At 67.3% G+C, this 16,246-nt stretch carries 9 protein-coding genes; 6 read left to right on the top strand and 3 right to left on the bottom strand.

The features are described from left to right. Positions 1-180 precede the first annotated feature (180 nt). Positions 181-744, bottom strand: a complete 564-nt coding sequence (locus HCU76_RS13445; RefSeq protein ID WP_213957168.1) for a glutathione peroxidase — start codon at positions 742-744, stop codon at positions 181-183. A gap of 122 nt (positions 745-866) precedes the next feature. Between HCU76_RS13445 and HCU76_RS13440 the strand changes: the two genes are divergently transcribed. Beyond that, positions 867-1,724 (top strand): ferritin-like domain-containing protein, encoded by an 858-nt coding sequence (locus HCU76_RS13440; RefSeq protein WP_213957167.1) that lies wholly within the window; start codon positions 867-869, stop codon positions 1,722-1,724. Between the two features lie 58 nt (positions 1,725-1,782). Here the strand turns inward: HCU76_RS13440 and HCU76_RS13435 are convergent, their stop codons facing one another. After that, a complete protein-coding gene (locus HCU76_RS13435) occupies positions 1,783-2,811 on the bottom strand; it encodes a septal ring lytic transglycosylase RlpA family protein (RefSeq protein WP_213957166.1) in 1,029 nt (342 codons plus the stop codon). 7 nt (positions 2,812-2,818) lie between these two features. After that, positions 2,819-5,605 carry a bifunctional [glutamate--ammonia ligase]-adenylyl-L-tyrosine phosphorylase/[glutamate--ammonia-ligase] adenylyltransferase gene (glnE, locus tag HCU76_RS13430; protein ID WP_218509583.1) on the bottom strand — a complete coding sequence of 929 codons (2,787 nt, stop codon included), beginning with the start codon at positions 5,603-5,605 and terminating at the stop codon, positions 2,819-2,821. 27 nt (positions 5,606-5,632) lie between these two features. Between glnE and HCU76_RS13425 the strand changes: the two genes are divergently transcribed. The 5 genes from HCU76_RS13425 (at position 5,633) to HCU76_RS13405 (ending at position 16,212) form a co-directional block, all read left to right on the top strand. Beyond that, on the top strand, positions 5,633-9,718 hold the full coding sequence (locus HCU76_RS13425) for a YhdP family protein (protein WP_218509582.1): 4,086 nt from the start codon (positions 5,633-5,635) through the stop codon (positions 9,716-9,718). A gap of 74 nt (positions 9,719-9,792) precedes the next feature. Beyond that, the gene (locus HCU76_RS13420; protein WP_218509581.1) at positions 9,793-10,617 is read left to right on the top strand and encodes a carbon-nitrogen hydrolase family protein; all 825 of its coding nucleotides are present in this window, start codon (positions 9,793-9,795) and stop codon (positions 10,615-10,617) included. 53 nt (positions 10,618-10,670) lie between these two features. Further along, positions 10,671-12,737 carry a nitrogen regulation protein NR(II) gene (locus HCU76_RS13415; protein ID WP_256354161.1) on the top strand — a complete coding sequence of 689 codons (2,067 nt, stop codon included), beginning with the start codon at positions 10,671-10,673 and terminating at the stop codon, positions 12,735-12,737. 3 nt (positions 12,738-12,740) lie between these two features. Next, a complete protein-coding gene (locus tag HCU76_RS13410; RefSeq protein WP_218509579.1) occupies positions 12,741-13,376 on the top strand; it encodes a response regulator transcription factor in 636 nt (211 codons plus the stop codon). 124 nt (positions 13,377-13,500) lie between these two features. After that, complete coding sequence (locus HCU76_RS13405) at positions 13,501-16,212, top strand: type VI secretion system Vgr family protein (RefSeq protein ID WP_218509578.1); 2,712 nt, start codon at positions 13,501-13,503, stop codon at positions 16,210-16,212. Positions 16,213-16,246: the final 34 nt, after the last annotated feature.

Below are 16,246 nucleotides of genomic sequence, written 5' to 3'. Positions count from 1 at the left end.
CGCCTCGGGATTTCAGCCGGACATGAATGCCCGGAAGACCTCGCAGCATGAAAACCAATCAGGCGCTCATCGCCTGTGGGTTTAGGAGGAAAGCCGCTGCGTCGAGGTTCCCGCCCCGAAGGTAAACATTTGTGAAGCAGATGCCGGAAGCTGTCGATACCGTTTTCGATTCGCCGTCACTCACTTCGCGGCCAGCTGCTTTTCAAGCTCGCGGACGAAATCCTTGCTGTCGGGCGTCGTCATGCTCGAATAGCTGTCGACCACCTTTCCATCGCGGCCGATCAGGTACTTGTAGAAGTTCCACTTGGGCGTCGTGCCCGAGATCTGGGCGAGTTCCTTGAACAGCGGATTGGCCTCCGGGCCGCGCACCGACGACTTGGCGAACATCGGGAATTTCACGCCGAAAGTGCTCTCGCAAAAATCGGCAATCTCCTTGTTGGAGCCAGTTTCCTGGGCGAAATCGTTCGACGGGAAGCCCAGCACCGCGAGGCCGCGCCCACGGTATTTGCTGTCGAGCGCCTCCAGACCCTTGTACTGCGGCGTGAAGCCGCAGAAGCTCGCGGTGTTGACGATCAGCACCACCTTGCCGGAATACTGGCAAAGAGATTGGGGTTTTTCGTCTTGCAAACGTGGGAAGGTGTGGTGCAGGATCGGAGGGCAGGCGGCCTCCGGCTGGGCCAGCGCTGCGGCGGGGGCCAACGCGGCGGCCGTCAATGACGTGAAAAGCAGGGAGCGTAAGTGCATCGGGTATCTCCAGCGGCATGGCGCATCCAATTCGGCGATGCGCGTGTTCCGCATCATCGCGCGCTTGTCACGGCCGTGCCAAACCCTGCCGACTAAAATCCCTCGGCTTAAGAAAGACATCGATGCTCTACCCGGAACTTTTCAGACAACTCGAATCCGTCCGTTGGGACATGGACCGGGACATTCCGTGGCAGTCCTTCGATGCGACCAAGCTGTCGGCAGAGCAGGCGCAAACCATCAAGATGAATGCCATCACCGAATGGTCGGCCCTCCCGGCCACGGAGATGTTCCTGCGCGACAACCGGCACGACAGCGATTTTTCGGCGTTCATGTCGATCTGGTTCTTCGAGGAGCAGAAGCATTCGCTGGTGCTGATGGAATATCTCAAGCGCTTCAGCCCCGAACATGCCCCGACCGAGCAGGAACTGCATGAAGTCCGCTTCGACTTCGATCCGGCGCCGCCGCTGGAGACGCTGATGCTGCATTTCTGCGGCGAGATCCGGCTCAATCACTGGTATCGCCGCGCGGCCGAATGGCACACCGAACCGGTCATCAAGCACATCTACACCACGCTGAGCCAGGACGAGGCCCGCCACGGCGGCGCGTACCTGCGCTACATGAAGCGCGCGATGGAAAAGTTCGGCGACGAGGCCCGTGCCGCCTTCACCAAGGTCGGCGTGCTGATGGCCAGCGCGCGCCGCACAGCACAGGCGCTGCATCCGACCAACCTGCACGTGAACAAGGCGCTGTTTCCAAACGACACCATCCAGAGCCGCATGCCCGACCCGGACTGGCTCGAGCACTGGCTCGACAAGCAGATCAAGTTCGACGCCGTCTGGGAAACCAAGGTCGGCGAGCGCATCCTGCACAACATGAGCCTGCTGATGAACCGCAGCTTCAAGACGGTGCAGGAACTCAATCGCTACCGCAAGGAGCTCGCAGCGAGTCTGGGGCCCAAGCCCGAATACCAGGGCGCCTGACCGAAGGCAGGCATCTTTCTGCCACGGCCACCGGTCGCGGGCCTGCGGCAGGGGTCCTTCAGCGCCGCTCGACGATGACCGGCGCCAGGTTCAGGCCGTTGCGGACCTGCTCGCCAGCCGTCTGGGCCGATTCGCGCGTGGCGTAGGGGCCGGCCTGCAGGCGGTGCATGCCGTTCTCGCTGAACACCATCATCTTCAGCGCCGGCATCTGCTTCGACACCTTCTCCTGGAAGGCGGCTGCGCCCTCGCGCTGGCTGAAGGCGCCCAATTGCACCCAGAAGCCGGTTGCGGGCGCAGGCTTCTCCGCGGCGCCTGTCGCGGTGCCGGGCGGGGGATTCGCGGTGGCGCGCGGCAACGGGATGGGGCTCATGGGCGCCAGGTCCGTGCCCATGGCGCCACGCGGCGGCGGCGCGGAGACTTCCGTTGTCAGGCCGACCGGCACGGCGACTGCGTCCGATGGCGGCAGTCGCGCCGACGTATCTTGCGCCACGGCGGCGTCGCCTGGACGTCGCCACGCGCCCGTGCGGATGTCCTGGTTGGTGATGCGCTCGATCTCCACCGGCGCCACGCCACGCAGCAGGTCGAGCTTCAGTGCCGCCGTGTAGCTCAGGTCGATGACGCGGCCATCGACGAAGGGGCCGCGGTCGTTCACCCGCACGATCACCTCGCGCCCGTTGGCCGGGTTGCGCACGCGCGCGTAGCTGGGCAGCGGCAGCGTCTTGTGCGCGGCCGTCATGGCGTACATGTCGTAGGGTTCGCCGCTCGCGGTCGAGCCACTGTGGAACTTGCGGCCATACCAGGAGGCCAGGCCGCTCTCGCGGAACGGTCGATCGTCGACCATGGGCACATAGGTCTGGCCCAGCGCGACATAGGGCTTGCTGGTGCTGCCGCTGGCGCGGATGCTTTCGACGCGCGGCTCCGCATCGGGCACGCGGTCGAGGTTGGCGGGTACGCTGGCTTCGGCGCCATCGCTGCCGCTGCGCGGACCGCTGGCGCAGCCGGCGAGTGCAGCGGCCAGTGCCGCGGCCACCAGCACCGGTGCGGCGCAGGTGAACGGCGTCAGCGCCTCGCGTGTTGCCCCCGGCATGCCGCGCTCAGCCAAAGGCCGCATTCCACAAGGCGAGCATCGCCGTGCGCTCGGCCACCAGCGAGGTCAGCGGCACCTGGGTCGGATCTTCGTTGAGGCGGGCCACGTGCTGCACGCGGCGCAGCTCACGATAGGCCACGCCCGCGTCGCGGCCCACGCCGGGTGGCAGCAGGCCGGCGTCTTCGGCGCGCTGCAGCAGCGCGATGTTGCCGACATTCGGCAGCAGCGTCGGAAAACGTGCGCTGGCCGACAGCACCATGTACTGCACCACGAACTCGGCATCGACCATGCCGCCGGGGCTGTGCTTGACGTCGAACCGATCGGCCTTGACCGGGTGCGCCGAACGCACCTTGTCGCGCATCGCGACGATCTGCACCTTGAGCGCATCGAGGTCGCGGATCGAGGTGATCGTGGCCTCGCGCACGGCGTCGAAACGCCGGCCGAGTTCCGGGTCGCCGAGCACGAAGCGAGCGCGGGTCATGGCCTGGTGCTCCCAGGTCCACGCGGTGTTGCTGCCGCGGCCGAGCTGGTACTTCTCGTAGGCGTCGAAGCTGATGGTCAGCAGGCCGGAGTTGCCGTTGGGACGCAGGGCCGTGTCGATCTCGAACAGGTCGCCCTCGGCCGTCTTGACGGTGAGCCAGTTGATGAGCTTGCGCACGTAGGCGGCGTAGACCTCGGCGGCCCGCTCGTCGTCGTCTTCGTAGAGGAAGACGATGTCGAGGTCGCTGCCGTAGCCCAGTTCCTTACCGCCGAGCTTGCCGTAGCCGACGATGGCGAACTGCGGTTGCGGGCGATGGTGGTTGCGCACCAGTGGCCAGCACCAGCGGGCCGTCACGCGCAGCACGGTGTCGGCCAGCGCGCTGAGGTCGTCGGCGACCTGCTCGACGGTGATGCGGCCTTCGACGTCGCGCGCCAGAGTGCGGAACACCTCGGCGTGATGGGCACGCCGCAGCAGGTTGAGCATGGCTTCTTCGTCCGCCTCGCCGGTGCTGCGCAGGGCGCCGCGGCGTTCTTCCAGCTCCTGCTCGAACACCTTGGCGTCGAAGCGGCTGGTCAGCATGTGGTCGTCGGCCAGTTCGTCGATCACACCTGGGTGTTTCAGCAGGTAGCGGGCGGGCCACTTGGCCGCGCCCAGCAGCCGCAGCAGGCGGCGCTGCACGGCGGGCCGTTCGACCAGCAGCGCGAGGTAGCTTTCGCGGCGCAGCAGCGGTTCGATCCAGTCGGCCCAGCGCAACGCGGCCTGCAGGTGGTCGGCGACCTCGCCGGCGCCGTCGCCGTCCGCTTCGTCTCGCATCCATTGGCCGGTGCGCTGCACGAGCTGACGCAGGCGCCCCTGGGCTTCCTCGCGCAGGGCCAGCACGCGCGGATGGTCGACCCAGCGCTTGACGCGCTCGGCGAAGGCGGGGGGCAGTTCGTCGAGCAGTCCGGTGATGTCCGCCGGCGTGGCCTGGCCCGACTTGCCGTTGCATTTGCCGTTGCACGGCTTCGGCTCGCCGCCCAGCAGCTTGTCGAACTCCTGCGCCACCAGCTCGCGATGCGCGTCGAGCTGGGTCAGGAATTCGCAGCAATCCGCGTAGCCGAGCGTCTGCGCGATCCAGCGCAGGTCGTCGTCGTTGACGGGCAGTGCGTGGGTCTGCTGGTCGTCGAGATACTGGATGCGGTGCTCGACGCGGCGCAGGAAGACATAGGCCTCGGCCAGCGCGTCGGCGGTCGCCTGCTCCATCAGTCCGGCGCGGGCGAGGCGCTGCAAGGCGTCGAGCGTGGGGCGGGTGCGCAGCTCGGGGTATTGGCCGCCGCGCACCACCTGCAGCAGTTGCACGGTGAATTCGATCTCGCGGATGCCGCCACGCGACAGCTTCACGTCGTTGGCGCGCGATGGACGGCCTGCGCTGCGGCGCGCAGCCTGCTCGCGGATCTGCCGGTGCAGCACGCGCAGCGAGTCGAACACGTTGTAGTCGAGGTAGCGGCGGAAGACGAAGGGCAGCACCACGGTGCGCAGCGCCTGCGCGGAGGCATCCGCGATGCAGTCGAAGGGCGCCACAACCCGGCTCTTGAGCCAGGCGAAGCGCTCCCATTCGCGGCCCTGCACCTGGAAATATTCTTCGAGTGCGTCAAGCGAGACCGCGTTCGGCCCCGAGTTGCCGTTGGGCCGCAAGGCGAGGTCGACGCGGAACACGAAGCCGTGCTCGGTGGTGTCGCCGACGAGCGCGTAGATGCGCTTGACCATGCGCCCGAAGAAGTCCTGGTTGGCGAGCCTGCCGCGGCCTGTCGCATCGCCGGCGGTCTCGCCATCGGCGTCGTAGAGGTAGATCAGGTCGATGTCGCTGGAGACGTTGAGTTCGCGTGCGCCCAGCTTGCCCATGCCGACGACCCAGAGGCTGGCCGGCTGGCCGTCCGGGCCGAGCGGTTGGCCGTGCACCAGGACCAGCTCGCGCCGGGCTTCGTGGCAGGACGTGTCGAGCGCGAACTCGGCAAGCTGCGTCACCGCAGTGGTCACGACCTCCAGGGACGCCTGCGCCTCGCAGTCGAGCGTGACGAGGCGCTCCATCACCAGATTGCGAACGATGCGCAAGGCGTCCGCCACCGAGGAGCCGCGCGCGCGCAAGGCTTCGTAGGCCTGCGTGAAATGGCCGCGCACGGGTGCGCCGGGCGGCAGCAGCGCCAGGTCGGCGGCATAGCGGCGTCGCAGCCGTTGCACGAATCGGGAATGCGATGAAAGCTGCACGGCGGGCGCCGCGGTGGCACCATGGCCATGCGCGTCCGGATTGGAACTGGTCTGAATGCTGGCGGTCATAATTCCTGACACAGCGCGCGATCCTTAATGAACGACACGACGTCATCCCCCTCACGTCTGCTCCAGGTCACCGCTGTCACGGCGCGCTGGATGCTTGGACTCCTGATCGCCGCCTGGTTGTTGTTCGCACTGTCGGTCGTTGTCCTACACGGATGGATTGTGCCGCGAATCGGCGAGTACCGCGGCGTGCTGGAGGCGCAGGCCACGAAGGCCATCGGGGTGCCCGTGAGAATCGGCGCGATCACCGCCGTTTCCGAAGGCCTTTTCCCGACCTTCGAGCTGCATGACGTGGTGCTCCACGACAGCCTGGACCGCCAGGCTCTGAAGCTGGCGCGCGTGGTGGCCAGCGTGTCGCCGCGTTCACTGTGGCGCTTCAATTTCGAGCAGATCTACATCGAGAACCCCGAGGTTGAGGTGCGGCGCGACGCCATGGGCAAGCTGCACGTTGCCGGTCTCGACATGCACGCGGACACCAGCGGCGACACCCGCGCGGCCGACTGGTTCTTCTCGCAGCGCGAATTCGCCGTGCGGGGCGGCACCGTGCGCTGGACGGACGAGACGCGCCACGCCGAGCCGCTGTTGCTGACCGACGTGAGCCTGGTCGTGCGCAACAGCACGCGCCGCCATGCCATGCGCCTCGATGCCACGCCGCCCGAAGGCTGGGGCCAGCGTTTCACCTTGCGCGGCCAGTTCCGGCAACCTTTCCTGACCACGCACGCCGGCAAGTGGCTGACCTGGGACGGGCAGATCTATGCCGAGTTTCCCCACATGGATGTCGCGCGCCTGGGCGCCTATGTTTCGCTCGACGCGCGCATCCGCGAAGCCAACGGCGCGCTGCGGCTGTGGGCGGATGTGAACGACGGCGAGGTCCATGGCGGCGCGCTCGACCTGGCCCTCCTTCACGTCGACGCGGTGCTGAGCGAGAAGCTGGAGCCGCTGGTGTTGAGTCGCGTCACCGGGCGGCTGGCCGGCGACATGAACGACGAGCACTTGACCTTCTCGACCACCGACCTGCAGTTCGACACCGCCGACGGCACGCGCTGGCCCGGCGGCAACCTGAGCTTCGAGCGCATTCCCGCGAAGGGGCGCACCGGATCCGAACGCGGTGTGTTCAAGGCCGACCGGCTCGACCTCGGGGCGCTCACGCAGATCGCCAGCCGGCTGCCGCTCGACGAGCCCACCCATCGCGCGCTCTCGACCCATGACTTGCGCGGGCTGCTCGAGCGCATCGATGCGAGCTGGCAAGGGCCGTTGGGCGCACCCGACAAGTACCAGGCGCGCGGCCGTGTCAGCGACCTGGCCGTCGCCTCGCAACCCGGCGAGCCGGCGCCGGCCAGGCCGCCCGCGGCACGCGGAACCAACGTGCCCGCCGCCGTGCCGACCGGCACGCCCGGCCTGCGCGGGGCCACCGTCGCCTTCGACGCGACCCAGGCCGGCGGCACTGCAGACATCGCGATCGCGAACGGCGCGCTCGACTTCCCCGGCGTCTTCGAGGAGCCGGTGGTGCCGATCGACCAGCTCACGGGCAAGGTCGCCTGGAAGCTCGACGGGCCCGCCACGCAGGTCCAGGTGACGGGCCTGCGCTTTTCCAATGCCGATACGCAAGGCGAGGCCAGGGCCGACTGGCGCACCAGCGACCCCGCCAGCTCGCGCGGGCGCTATCCGGGCGTGCTCGACCTGCAAGGCCAGCTCACCAAGGCCGACGGCACCCGGGTGTTTCGCTACCTGCCGCTGGTCATACCCAAGTCCACGCGCGACTATGTGCGCGACAGCGTGAACAAGGGCACTGCGTCTACGGTCGATTTCAAGGTGCGCGGCGACCTGCACGACATGCCCTTCAACGATCCGAAGCAGGGCGACTTCCGCATCGTGGCCAAGGTGAACGACGTGACTTACGCCTACGTGCCGCCGCCCGCGCCCGGTGCGCCGCCGGCCGCGGGTGCGTGGCCGGCCTTGACCGGCCTCTCGGGCGAGTTGATCTTCGAGCGCGCCGGCATGCAGGTGCACAACGCGCGCGGCCATTTCGCCGGCGTGCAGGGCATCGAGGTGGCCAAGGCCGATGCCGAGATTGCCGACATGGCGCATGCCGCCCCGTTGCTCAAGGTGGATGGCCTTGCCAAGGGACCGCTGTTCTCGCTGATCAAGGCGGCTGCGCCCATCGTGGGCGGCGCGCCGGGCGAAGCCATCGCGCGCGCCCGTGCCACCGGCAATGCGGACTACAAGGTGCGCCTCGAACTCCCGCTCGAGGCCATGGACAAGTTCAAGCTCCAGACCAGCGTCACGCTGGCCGACAACGAGGTGCAGCCGATGCCGGAGGCGCCCGCTTTCACGCAGGCGCGCGGCATGCTCACGTTCACCGAAAGCGGCTTCTCGCTGGCCGGCGTGCAGGCCCGCGTGGCCGGCGGCGACGTCAAGCTGGAAGGGCAGGGACGCTACGCCGGCAGCGGCAGCGAGATGGTCTACAAGGCCCAGGGCACGGCCACTGCCGAGGGTCTGCGCGGCCTGCGCGAGGTGAGCTGGCTGAGCCGGTTGGCCAAGCGCGCCAGCGGCAGCACGCCCTATGCAGGCACGCTGTCGGTGCGCGACGGCGTCGCCGAATTCAGCCTCGCCAGCAGCCTGCAGGGCCTGGCGCTCGACCTGCCCGCTCCGCTGGCCAAGCCGGCGGCCGATGCCCTGCCGTTGCGCCTCGAGAAGAAGCTCCTGCCCCGCGCATCGGCGACGGCGGCGGCACGCGACGAACTGCAGTTGGACCTCGGCCGGCTCGCGTCGATCCGCTACCAGCGCGACATCTCCGGCAACGAACCGAAGGTCATCAACGGCGCGATCGGCGTGGGGCTCGAGGCCGGCGAGTCGGCCGCCTCGCCGGCGCGGGGCGTGCTGGCCAACATCCGGCTCGCGCGCTTTGATGTGGATGCCTGGAAATCGGTGTTCGGCGAGGCCACGGGCAGCCCGCCGGAAGCGCTCGGCGCAGCGGCGGCGACGGAGGAGGAGGCCTCGGGCTACCTGCCCACGGTGATCGCCGTACGCGCGCAGGAGTTGGTGATGTCGCGGCGGAAGCTCCAGAACGTCGTGCTGGGCGGCAGCCGGGACGGGCAGGTCTGGCGCGCCAATATCGACGCCAACGATCTCAACGGCTACGCCGAATACCGGCAGTCGCAGGATGGCCGCCTGTACGCGCGGCTGGCGCGGCTGCGCATCGCGCCCAGCGAGGCCACGGAGGTCGAGTCGCTGCTCGACGAGCAACCCGGCACGCTGCCGGCGCTCGACATCGTGGTCGACGATTTCGAGCTGTTCAACCGGCGGCTGGGCCGGGCGGAGATCAACGCGGTCAACCTGGGCGGCGCCAGCCACGAATGGCGGCTGAACAAGCTGGGTCTCAGCACCCCCGAGGCCAGCTTCGTGGCCGAGGGCAGCTGGAGCGCACTGCCGGCGACCGCGGCGCCCGGCCCGCGAAGCGATGCACGGCGCACCAGCATGCAGTTCACGCTGGACATCACGGATGTGGGCCTGCTGCTCAACCGCTTCAACATGAAGGACGTGGTGCGGCGCGGCCATGGGCGGCTTGACGGAGCAGTCGAGTGGCGCGGCTCACCGTTCTCGCTCGACTATCCGAGCCTGGGCGGCAAGCTTCACATCGACGTGGAGTCCGGCCAGTTCCTGAAGGCCGACCCGGGGCTGGCCAAGCTGCTCGGGGTGCTGAGCCTGCAGGCGCTGCCGCGTCGGCTGACGCTGGATTTCCGGGACATCTTCAGCCAGGGCTTCCAGTTCGACTTCATCCGCGGCGACGCCAAGATCAGCGACGGCACCGCCAGCACCAACAACCTGCAGATGAAGGGCGTGAACGCGGCCGTGCTGATGGAGGGCACGGCCAACATCACGCGTGAAACCCAGTCGCTGCGCGTGGTGGTGGTGCCCGAGATATCGGCTGGCACCGCGGCGTTGGCGGCGACCGTCATCAACCCCGCCATCGGACTCGCCGCCTTCCTCGCCCAATACGCGCTGAGCAAGCCGCTGAGCGCCGCGGCGACGCAGGAATTCCTGATCGACGGCACCTGGGCCGATCCGAAGATCACCAAGGTCGCGCGCCGGGTGGCGCAGGAGGCGAAGCCTTGAGCGCCGCCTCCTTTGGGGGGCAGCGAGGACACGAAGCGCCGGGCGCAGGGGCACAACACAGGCATGGAGAACACATGAAAGTTGCAGCGATCCAGATGGTCTCGTCGGTCGAACGCGAGGCCAACCTTGCCCGCGCCCGTGCGCTGCTGGGCGAGGCGGCCGCCGCCGGCGCCGAACTCGCGGTGCTGCCCGAATACTTCTGCGTCATGGGCCGGCGCGACACCGACAAGCTCGCACTGCGCGAGCAGCCCGGCGATGGCCCGGTGCAGCGCTTCCTGGCCGATGCGGCGCGCGAGTTCGGCCTCTGGATCGTGGGCGGCACCTTGCCACTCGTGAGCCCGGAGGACGATCTCCACGTGCTCAACACTTCGCTCGCGTTCTCGCCGGCCGGCGACTGCGTGGCGCGCTACGACAAGATCCATCTCTTCCACTATGACAACGGCACCGAACGCTACGACGAGCGACGCGTCATCACGCCCGGCACTCAGCCGGTGCTGTTCGAGCTGCCTTCGCGCGACGGGCATGTCTGGCGCGTCGGCATGAGCGTCTGCTACGACCTGCGTTTTCCGGAGCTGTACCGCGCGCTGGCGGCGCGGGGCGCGGAGTTGCTGCTGGTGCCCAGCGCCTTCACGCACACCACCGGCTCCGCGCACTGGGAGGTGCTGTTGCGCGCCCGCGCCATCGAGAACCTGGCCTGGGCGATGGCCCCGGCCCAGGGTGGCACGCACGAGAACGGGCGGCGCACCTGGGGCCAGTCGCTGGTGGTGGACCCCTGGGGCACGATCGCTGCGCAGCGCCCGACGGGCGAGGGCGTGGTGAGCTGCGACATCGACATCGCCCGGGTGATGGCGGCGCGGCAGCAGTTGCCGGCGCTTGCGCACCGCGTCATCGCCGGGTGATGAAGCACCCCCGAAGCGCCTGCGCTACCCCGGGGCACTGAATGCACGAGCCGATGCACTCATCCGTCGCGCCGGCAGGGCAGGCCTTCGCGCGGCTGCGTTCGTTGTGGCAGCGCTGGTTCCTGTGGTTGTTGCTGGCGATGCTGGTGCTGGTGCTGCTCGCGACCGTGGTGTGGCTGGCCGGGCGGCACGAGGCCGAGCAGATGCAGGTCGTACTCGACCACGACACCGCCGACGCGCTGTCCGAACTCCGAGGTGGCCTCCAGCGCAACGCGCAGAGCCTGAACGCGTTGCTGACCGAAACCGCCAACGCCAAGCGCTGGCCCGAGATGGAAGCCACGAGCCAGTTGCGCGCGCACCGCGAATGGTTGCGCCTTGAGTGGCGCGACGCGCAGTTGCGCCTGCTCGCCGCCACCGATACGCCCTATCGCATGCGCCTTTTCGAGCAGGACGCGCGCGGGGCCATGCAGTCCGACATCGCGCTGGCCTGCACCGCCGCGAGCAAGCTGTCGGCGCCGGCCTATTCGCCCAGCCACTACGTCTCGAACAGCGCCGGCAACGGGTTGGAGGTGCTGGAGATCTGCCTGCCCTCCGAAGCGGGCGGCTACCTGGTCGCGACCTATTCGCTGCGCGACACCTTGACCGAATTGGTCGGGCCGACGCTGCGGCGCGGGCAGGAGGTCATCTTCTCCGAGCCCGACGGCACCCGTCTCGCCTCCGTGGGCGTGGCGCGCCGCACCGGCAACCGCGTCTTCACATCGCAGCAATTGCTGGACCTGCCCGGCGTCACGTTGATGTTTCGGGTCGATGGCTGGCGCTCCGAGCCGGACCTGTTCCCGAACCTGCTGACGGCGCTGGTCACGGCGGTGTCGATCGCGCTGGTGTCGGTGCTGGTGCTGCTGGCGCGCGACACGCGGCGGCGCCTCAAGGCCGAACGCGAGCTGGCCGACACGCTCGCCTTTCGCAAGGCGATGGAAGACTCGGTCATCACCGGGTTGCGCGCGCGCGACCTGCAGGGCCGCATCACCTACGTCAACCCGGCCTTCTGCGCGATGGTCGGCTTCACCCCCGAGGAGCTGATCGGCACCGTGGAGGCGCCCTACTGGCCGACCGAGCTGGCGCACGAATACCAGCAGCGGCAGGACATGCGGATCGGCGGCAGCGTGCCCCCGCGCAACGGCTTCGAATCGGTCTACATGCGCAAGGACGGCGCGCGCTTTCCGGTGCTGATCTTCGAGGCGCCGCTGATCAATGCGCAGGGTCTGCAGACCGGCTGGATGAGCGCCTTCGTCGATCTCAGCGAACAGCGCCGCATCGAGGAAATCTCGCGCGCCAGCCAGGAGCGCCTGCAGGCCAGCGCACGCCTGGCCACCGTCGGCGAAATGGCGTCGCTGCTGAGCCATGAGCTGACACAGCCGCTGGCCGCCATCGCCAGCTATGCCACCGGTTCGCTCAACCTGCTCGGCGGCCAGACCGACGGCGCCTCGGCCGAACTTTCCATGGCCATGCGGCGCATCGGCGAGCAGGCCGAGCGCGCCGGCCAGGTGATCCGCAGCGTGCATGACTTCGTGCGCCGCCGCGACCGCACGCGCGAGCCGGTCGCGCCGCAGGTGCTGCTCGACGCGGTAATGCCGCTGGTGAGGTTGCAGGCGCAAAAGCTCGGCGTGCGCATCGACATCGTGCTGGAGCCCGCCTTGCCGCAGGTGTTGTGCGACCGCACGCTGGTCGAGCAGGTGCTGCTGAACCTCACCCGCAATGCCATGCAGGCGATGGACCAGCCCACCATCACCGAGCGCGTTCTGCTGCTGCGGGTGGCGTCCGTGCCCGGCCGCGCGGATCCGGCGCCCGAAGCGCGGCGCTGGCTCGAATTTGCGGTGGCCGATATCGGCAGCGGTATCGACGACGCGGTGGCGCGACGCCTGTTCACGCCCTTCTTCACCACCCGCACGGACGGCATGGGCCTGGGCCTCAGCCTGTGCCGCACCGTGGTCGAGCAACATGGCGGCGCGCTGCTGTTCGAGCCGAACCGACCGCGCGGGACCGTGTTTCGATTTACATTGCCGGCGATCGTGATCGCGCCCTTCGAACTTCCCGCCCCTGCCCTTGCCGCCGACGCCTGACCCATGCAACCTCCGATCGATGCCCTGATCTTCATCGTCGACGACGACGCCAGCGTACGCGAGGCACTCGCCTGGCTGCTGCGCTCGCGACGGCTCATGAGCGAGCACTTCGCCAGCGCCGAGGCTTTCGAGGACCGGCTGGCCGGTGACCCCGGGCTCTCCGCCCCGACACAGCCGCGCTGCCTGCTGCTCGACGTGCGCATGCCCGGCACCAGCGGCCTGGTGCTGTTCGAGCGACTCGCGGAGCGCGGCCTGATCGACACCATGCCGGTGATCTTTCTCACGGGCCATGCCGACGTGCCGACCGCGGTGGACCTGGTCAAGCGCGGCGCCTTCGACTTCTGCGAGAAGCCCTTCTCCGACAACGCGCTGGTCGACCGCATCGAGCAGGCGCTGGGCGCGTCCCTGCGTGCAGTCGAGCGTCAGAAGGAGCGCTCGCGCCTGTCGGCGCGCATGGGCGAACTGACCGAGCGCGAGCGCGACGTCATGCAAAGGGTGGTGGAAGGCCTGCCGAACAAGCTGATCGCCGACCAGCTCGCGATCAGCGTGCGCACGGTGGAGGTCCACCGCGCGCGGATTTTCGAGAAGATGGATGTCAAGTCGGCCGTGGAGCTGGCCAACTTGCTGCGGGCGATGTAGGGGTACGAGTCAGGTGAAGCCGGCGAGGACGGCTTCTGCGAGCGCGCCTGCCCGGCCCGCCAATGGCCCGGGCATGTAGACTTTCGGGTCAATCAAAAAAAATAGCTTTTAGGGAGTGAAGGTCATGAACGTTGCCGAGTTGCGCGAGTTGTTCGCGGGTCAGGGCTTGTCTCAATCCGATCGAGCGCTTCGGCTCAAGCTTGGGAGATCAAATGCCCTCGGCGATGTTCTTCTCCTGCAGCGTATAGACATACGTGAAGCGATATGCGAGGGCATTGACGCCCTTCTCACCTGCCTGAGCACACGCGCAGACCTCCCCCTCAAGACCTTCATCGGCCAACCGGTCGAGGTTCAATTCGTCACGGACACAGGTGGCTTGCGCAGCATCTGCGCGATTGTCACTGGCGCGAAGCTCGGCCAGTCCGATGGTGCGCTCACGGTCTACGAACTCACCGCCACCGATGCCGTCCAGATCATGCGCGGCAGAAGGAACTCCAGGATATTTCGCGGCAAGAGCGACTTGGAGATCACGGAGACCGTCCTGATCGAATGGCGCCAGCGCAGCACGGCGCTGGCGTGGGCTTTCGAGTACGACATCAAGCACATCGACCCTGCCCGCTATCCGCAGCGCGAGTTCGTGCATCAATGCAATGAAAGCGACGCAGCCTTCCTGGGTCGTCTGTGGAAGCGCTCCGGCATCGCGTGGTTCTTCCGTCCCGCTGAAAACAGCAAGGGCACACCGGTACATGAGCTCGTGTTGTTCGACGATGCTTACCGGTTGGACGCCTACCCTGGCGGGATCGTCCAGTTCCACCGGGACGCCGCTACCGAGCGGCGCGATGCCATCACCGGCCTCGTCTTCGAGCGCGAGCTTTCGCCTGCAGGTGTGTCGCGTCGCAGTTGGGACTACAAGACCGTCCAGATGACCGAAGCCACCGAGTCGACGGGCGTGGATCAGGGAAAAGGCGGGGATGCATTCAGCCGGTTATTGCAAGACGGCCAGATCGAAATGCCTCATGCGGCCGACGACTCCGCAGACCACATGCGCCGCACAAGGCTGCGCGCGAACAGACATGCCCTTGCATCGAAGACCCTGCATGGCGAAAGCGGTGTGCGTGACCTGCCGGTGGGGCAATACATCCATATCAACGGGCATCCGACGATTGATGCGCACCCAGCGCACGAGCGTGAATACGTGATTGTCGAAATCCGGCACCTCGGCGAGAACAACCTTCCCAAGGAACTCGACGCTCGCATCAATCTGTTGATCGGTAGGAGCGAGCACACCCTGGACGAAGAGAGGCGCTACCGAAATCAATTCAAGGCGGTCCGGCGCGATACGCCGATCGTTCCAGCGTGGAATCCGGGCGAAGACTTGCCGCCGGTGTACCCGCTGACCGCCCTCGTCGTGGCACCCCCGGGCGAGGAAGTCTGGTGTGACGAGCAGGGACGCTTCAAGATCCAGTTCCAGGGCTACAACCCGGAAGACCACGCGCATTCCAGTGGCGCCGGCACGAGTGGAACCGACCGCGACAGTGGCTGGGTACGCGCGGGCTTTGCGATGGCCGGCGCGAACTTTGGCGAGTTCTATCCACTGCGCGAGGGCATGGAAGTCATCGTGAACTTCCTGGGCGGCGACCCGGACAAGCCCGTGATCGTGGGCCTTGTCTACAACGGCCGCAACCCGCCGCCCACCTTCAGCAACGCCGGCCGGTTGCCCGGCAATCGCTATCTCTCCGGTGTCAAGACCAAGGAGATTCACGGCAGCGGCTTCAGCCAGACACGCTACGACGACAGCCCGGGCCAGGTCAGCGTGCAGGTCGGCACCACGCACGCGAACACGCAACTCAACGCAGGCTTTCTCACCCATCCACGAACCGACGGCCGAGCCACGCCGCGCGGGGAAGGCGCGGAGTTGCGCAGCGATGAAAGCGTGGCGATCCGCTCTGCCAAGGCCCTGTTGATCTCAGCCTGGAAGCAGTTGAACGCCAACGACAAGCAACTGGCTCGGTCGGAGTACCTTGGCCTGATGCAGGATTGCCTCGACCTCTTCAAGGCACTGGGTCAATACGCCAGCGAACATGAGGGGATGGCCATCGACGACAAGCCGCAGGCCGAACTCAAGGACAGCGTCAAGAACTGGGAGGCTGGGTCCAACACCGACGAAAACGGCATGGACGGCGGCGCGCCTGTGGTGGCCATCACCGCGCCAGGGGGCATCAGCGTTGCCACGTCGAAGTCCTTCGTGAGCTATGCCGGAATCAATGCTGACGCCGTAGCGCAGAAGCACATGCAGTACACCGCTGGCCAGCGTTTCAACGTCAACGCAGGCCAAGGCATTGGCCTGTTCGCGCACAGCGGCGGCATCAAGGCGATTGCCAACCAGGGCAAGTTCCTGCTGCAGAGCCAGCACGACGACTTCGAGGTCAACGCCGCCAAGAATATCAAGTGGACCGCCACTGACGGCAATATCGTCGGCATGGCCAAGAAGTTCACCTTCATCACGGAGGGTGGCGCCTTCATCGAGATCAGCGATGACATCGTGCTGGGCACCAAGGGCGGCATCATTTTCAAGTCTGCCAGCGTCAACAGCACGGGGCCGGCAACCAAAAGCACGGACCTGCCGCAGTTCGAAAAAGGCACGCCTGACCAGAAGTTTCGCCTGCATTACGAAGGTGCTGACGGCGACAAGTCCAGCCCCGCGGCCAACCGCCGCTACGAGATCCGGATGGCGGATGGCAGCGTCAAGGCCGGGACCAGCGATGGAGGCGGCCTGACCGAGCTTCTGAAGAGCGAGGCCATGCAGATAGCGGCGATCCAGATCTTTCACGACTGAGCGCCGGCAAAAGCGCCACGAAAAAAACATACAG

The organism is Variovorax sp. dw_308, from assembly GCF_019207085.1.
Taxonomy (GTDB): Bacteria; Pseudomonadota; Gammaproteobacteria; order Burkholderiales; family Burkholderiaceae_C; genus Variovorax.
Note: the sequence above shows the minus strand (reverse complement) of the source record. Positions and strands in the feature narration are given on the sequence as shown.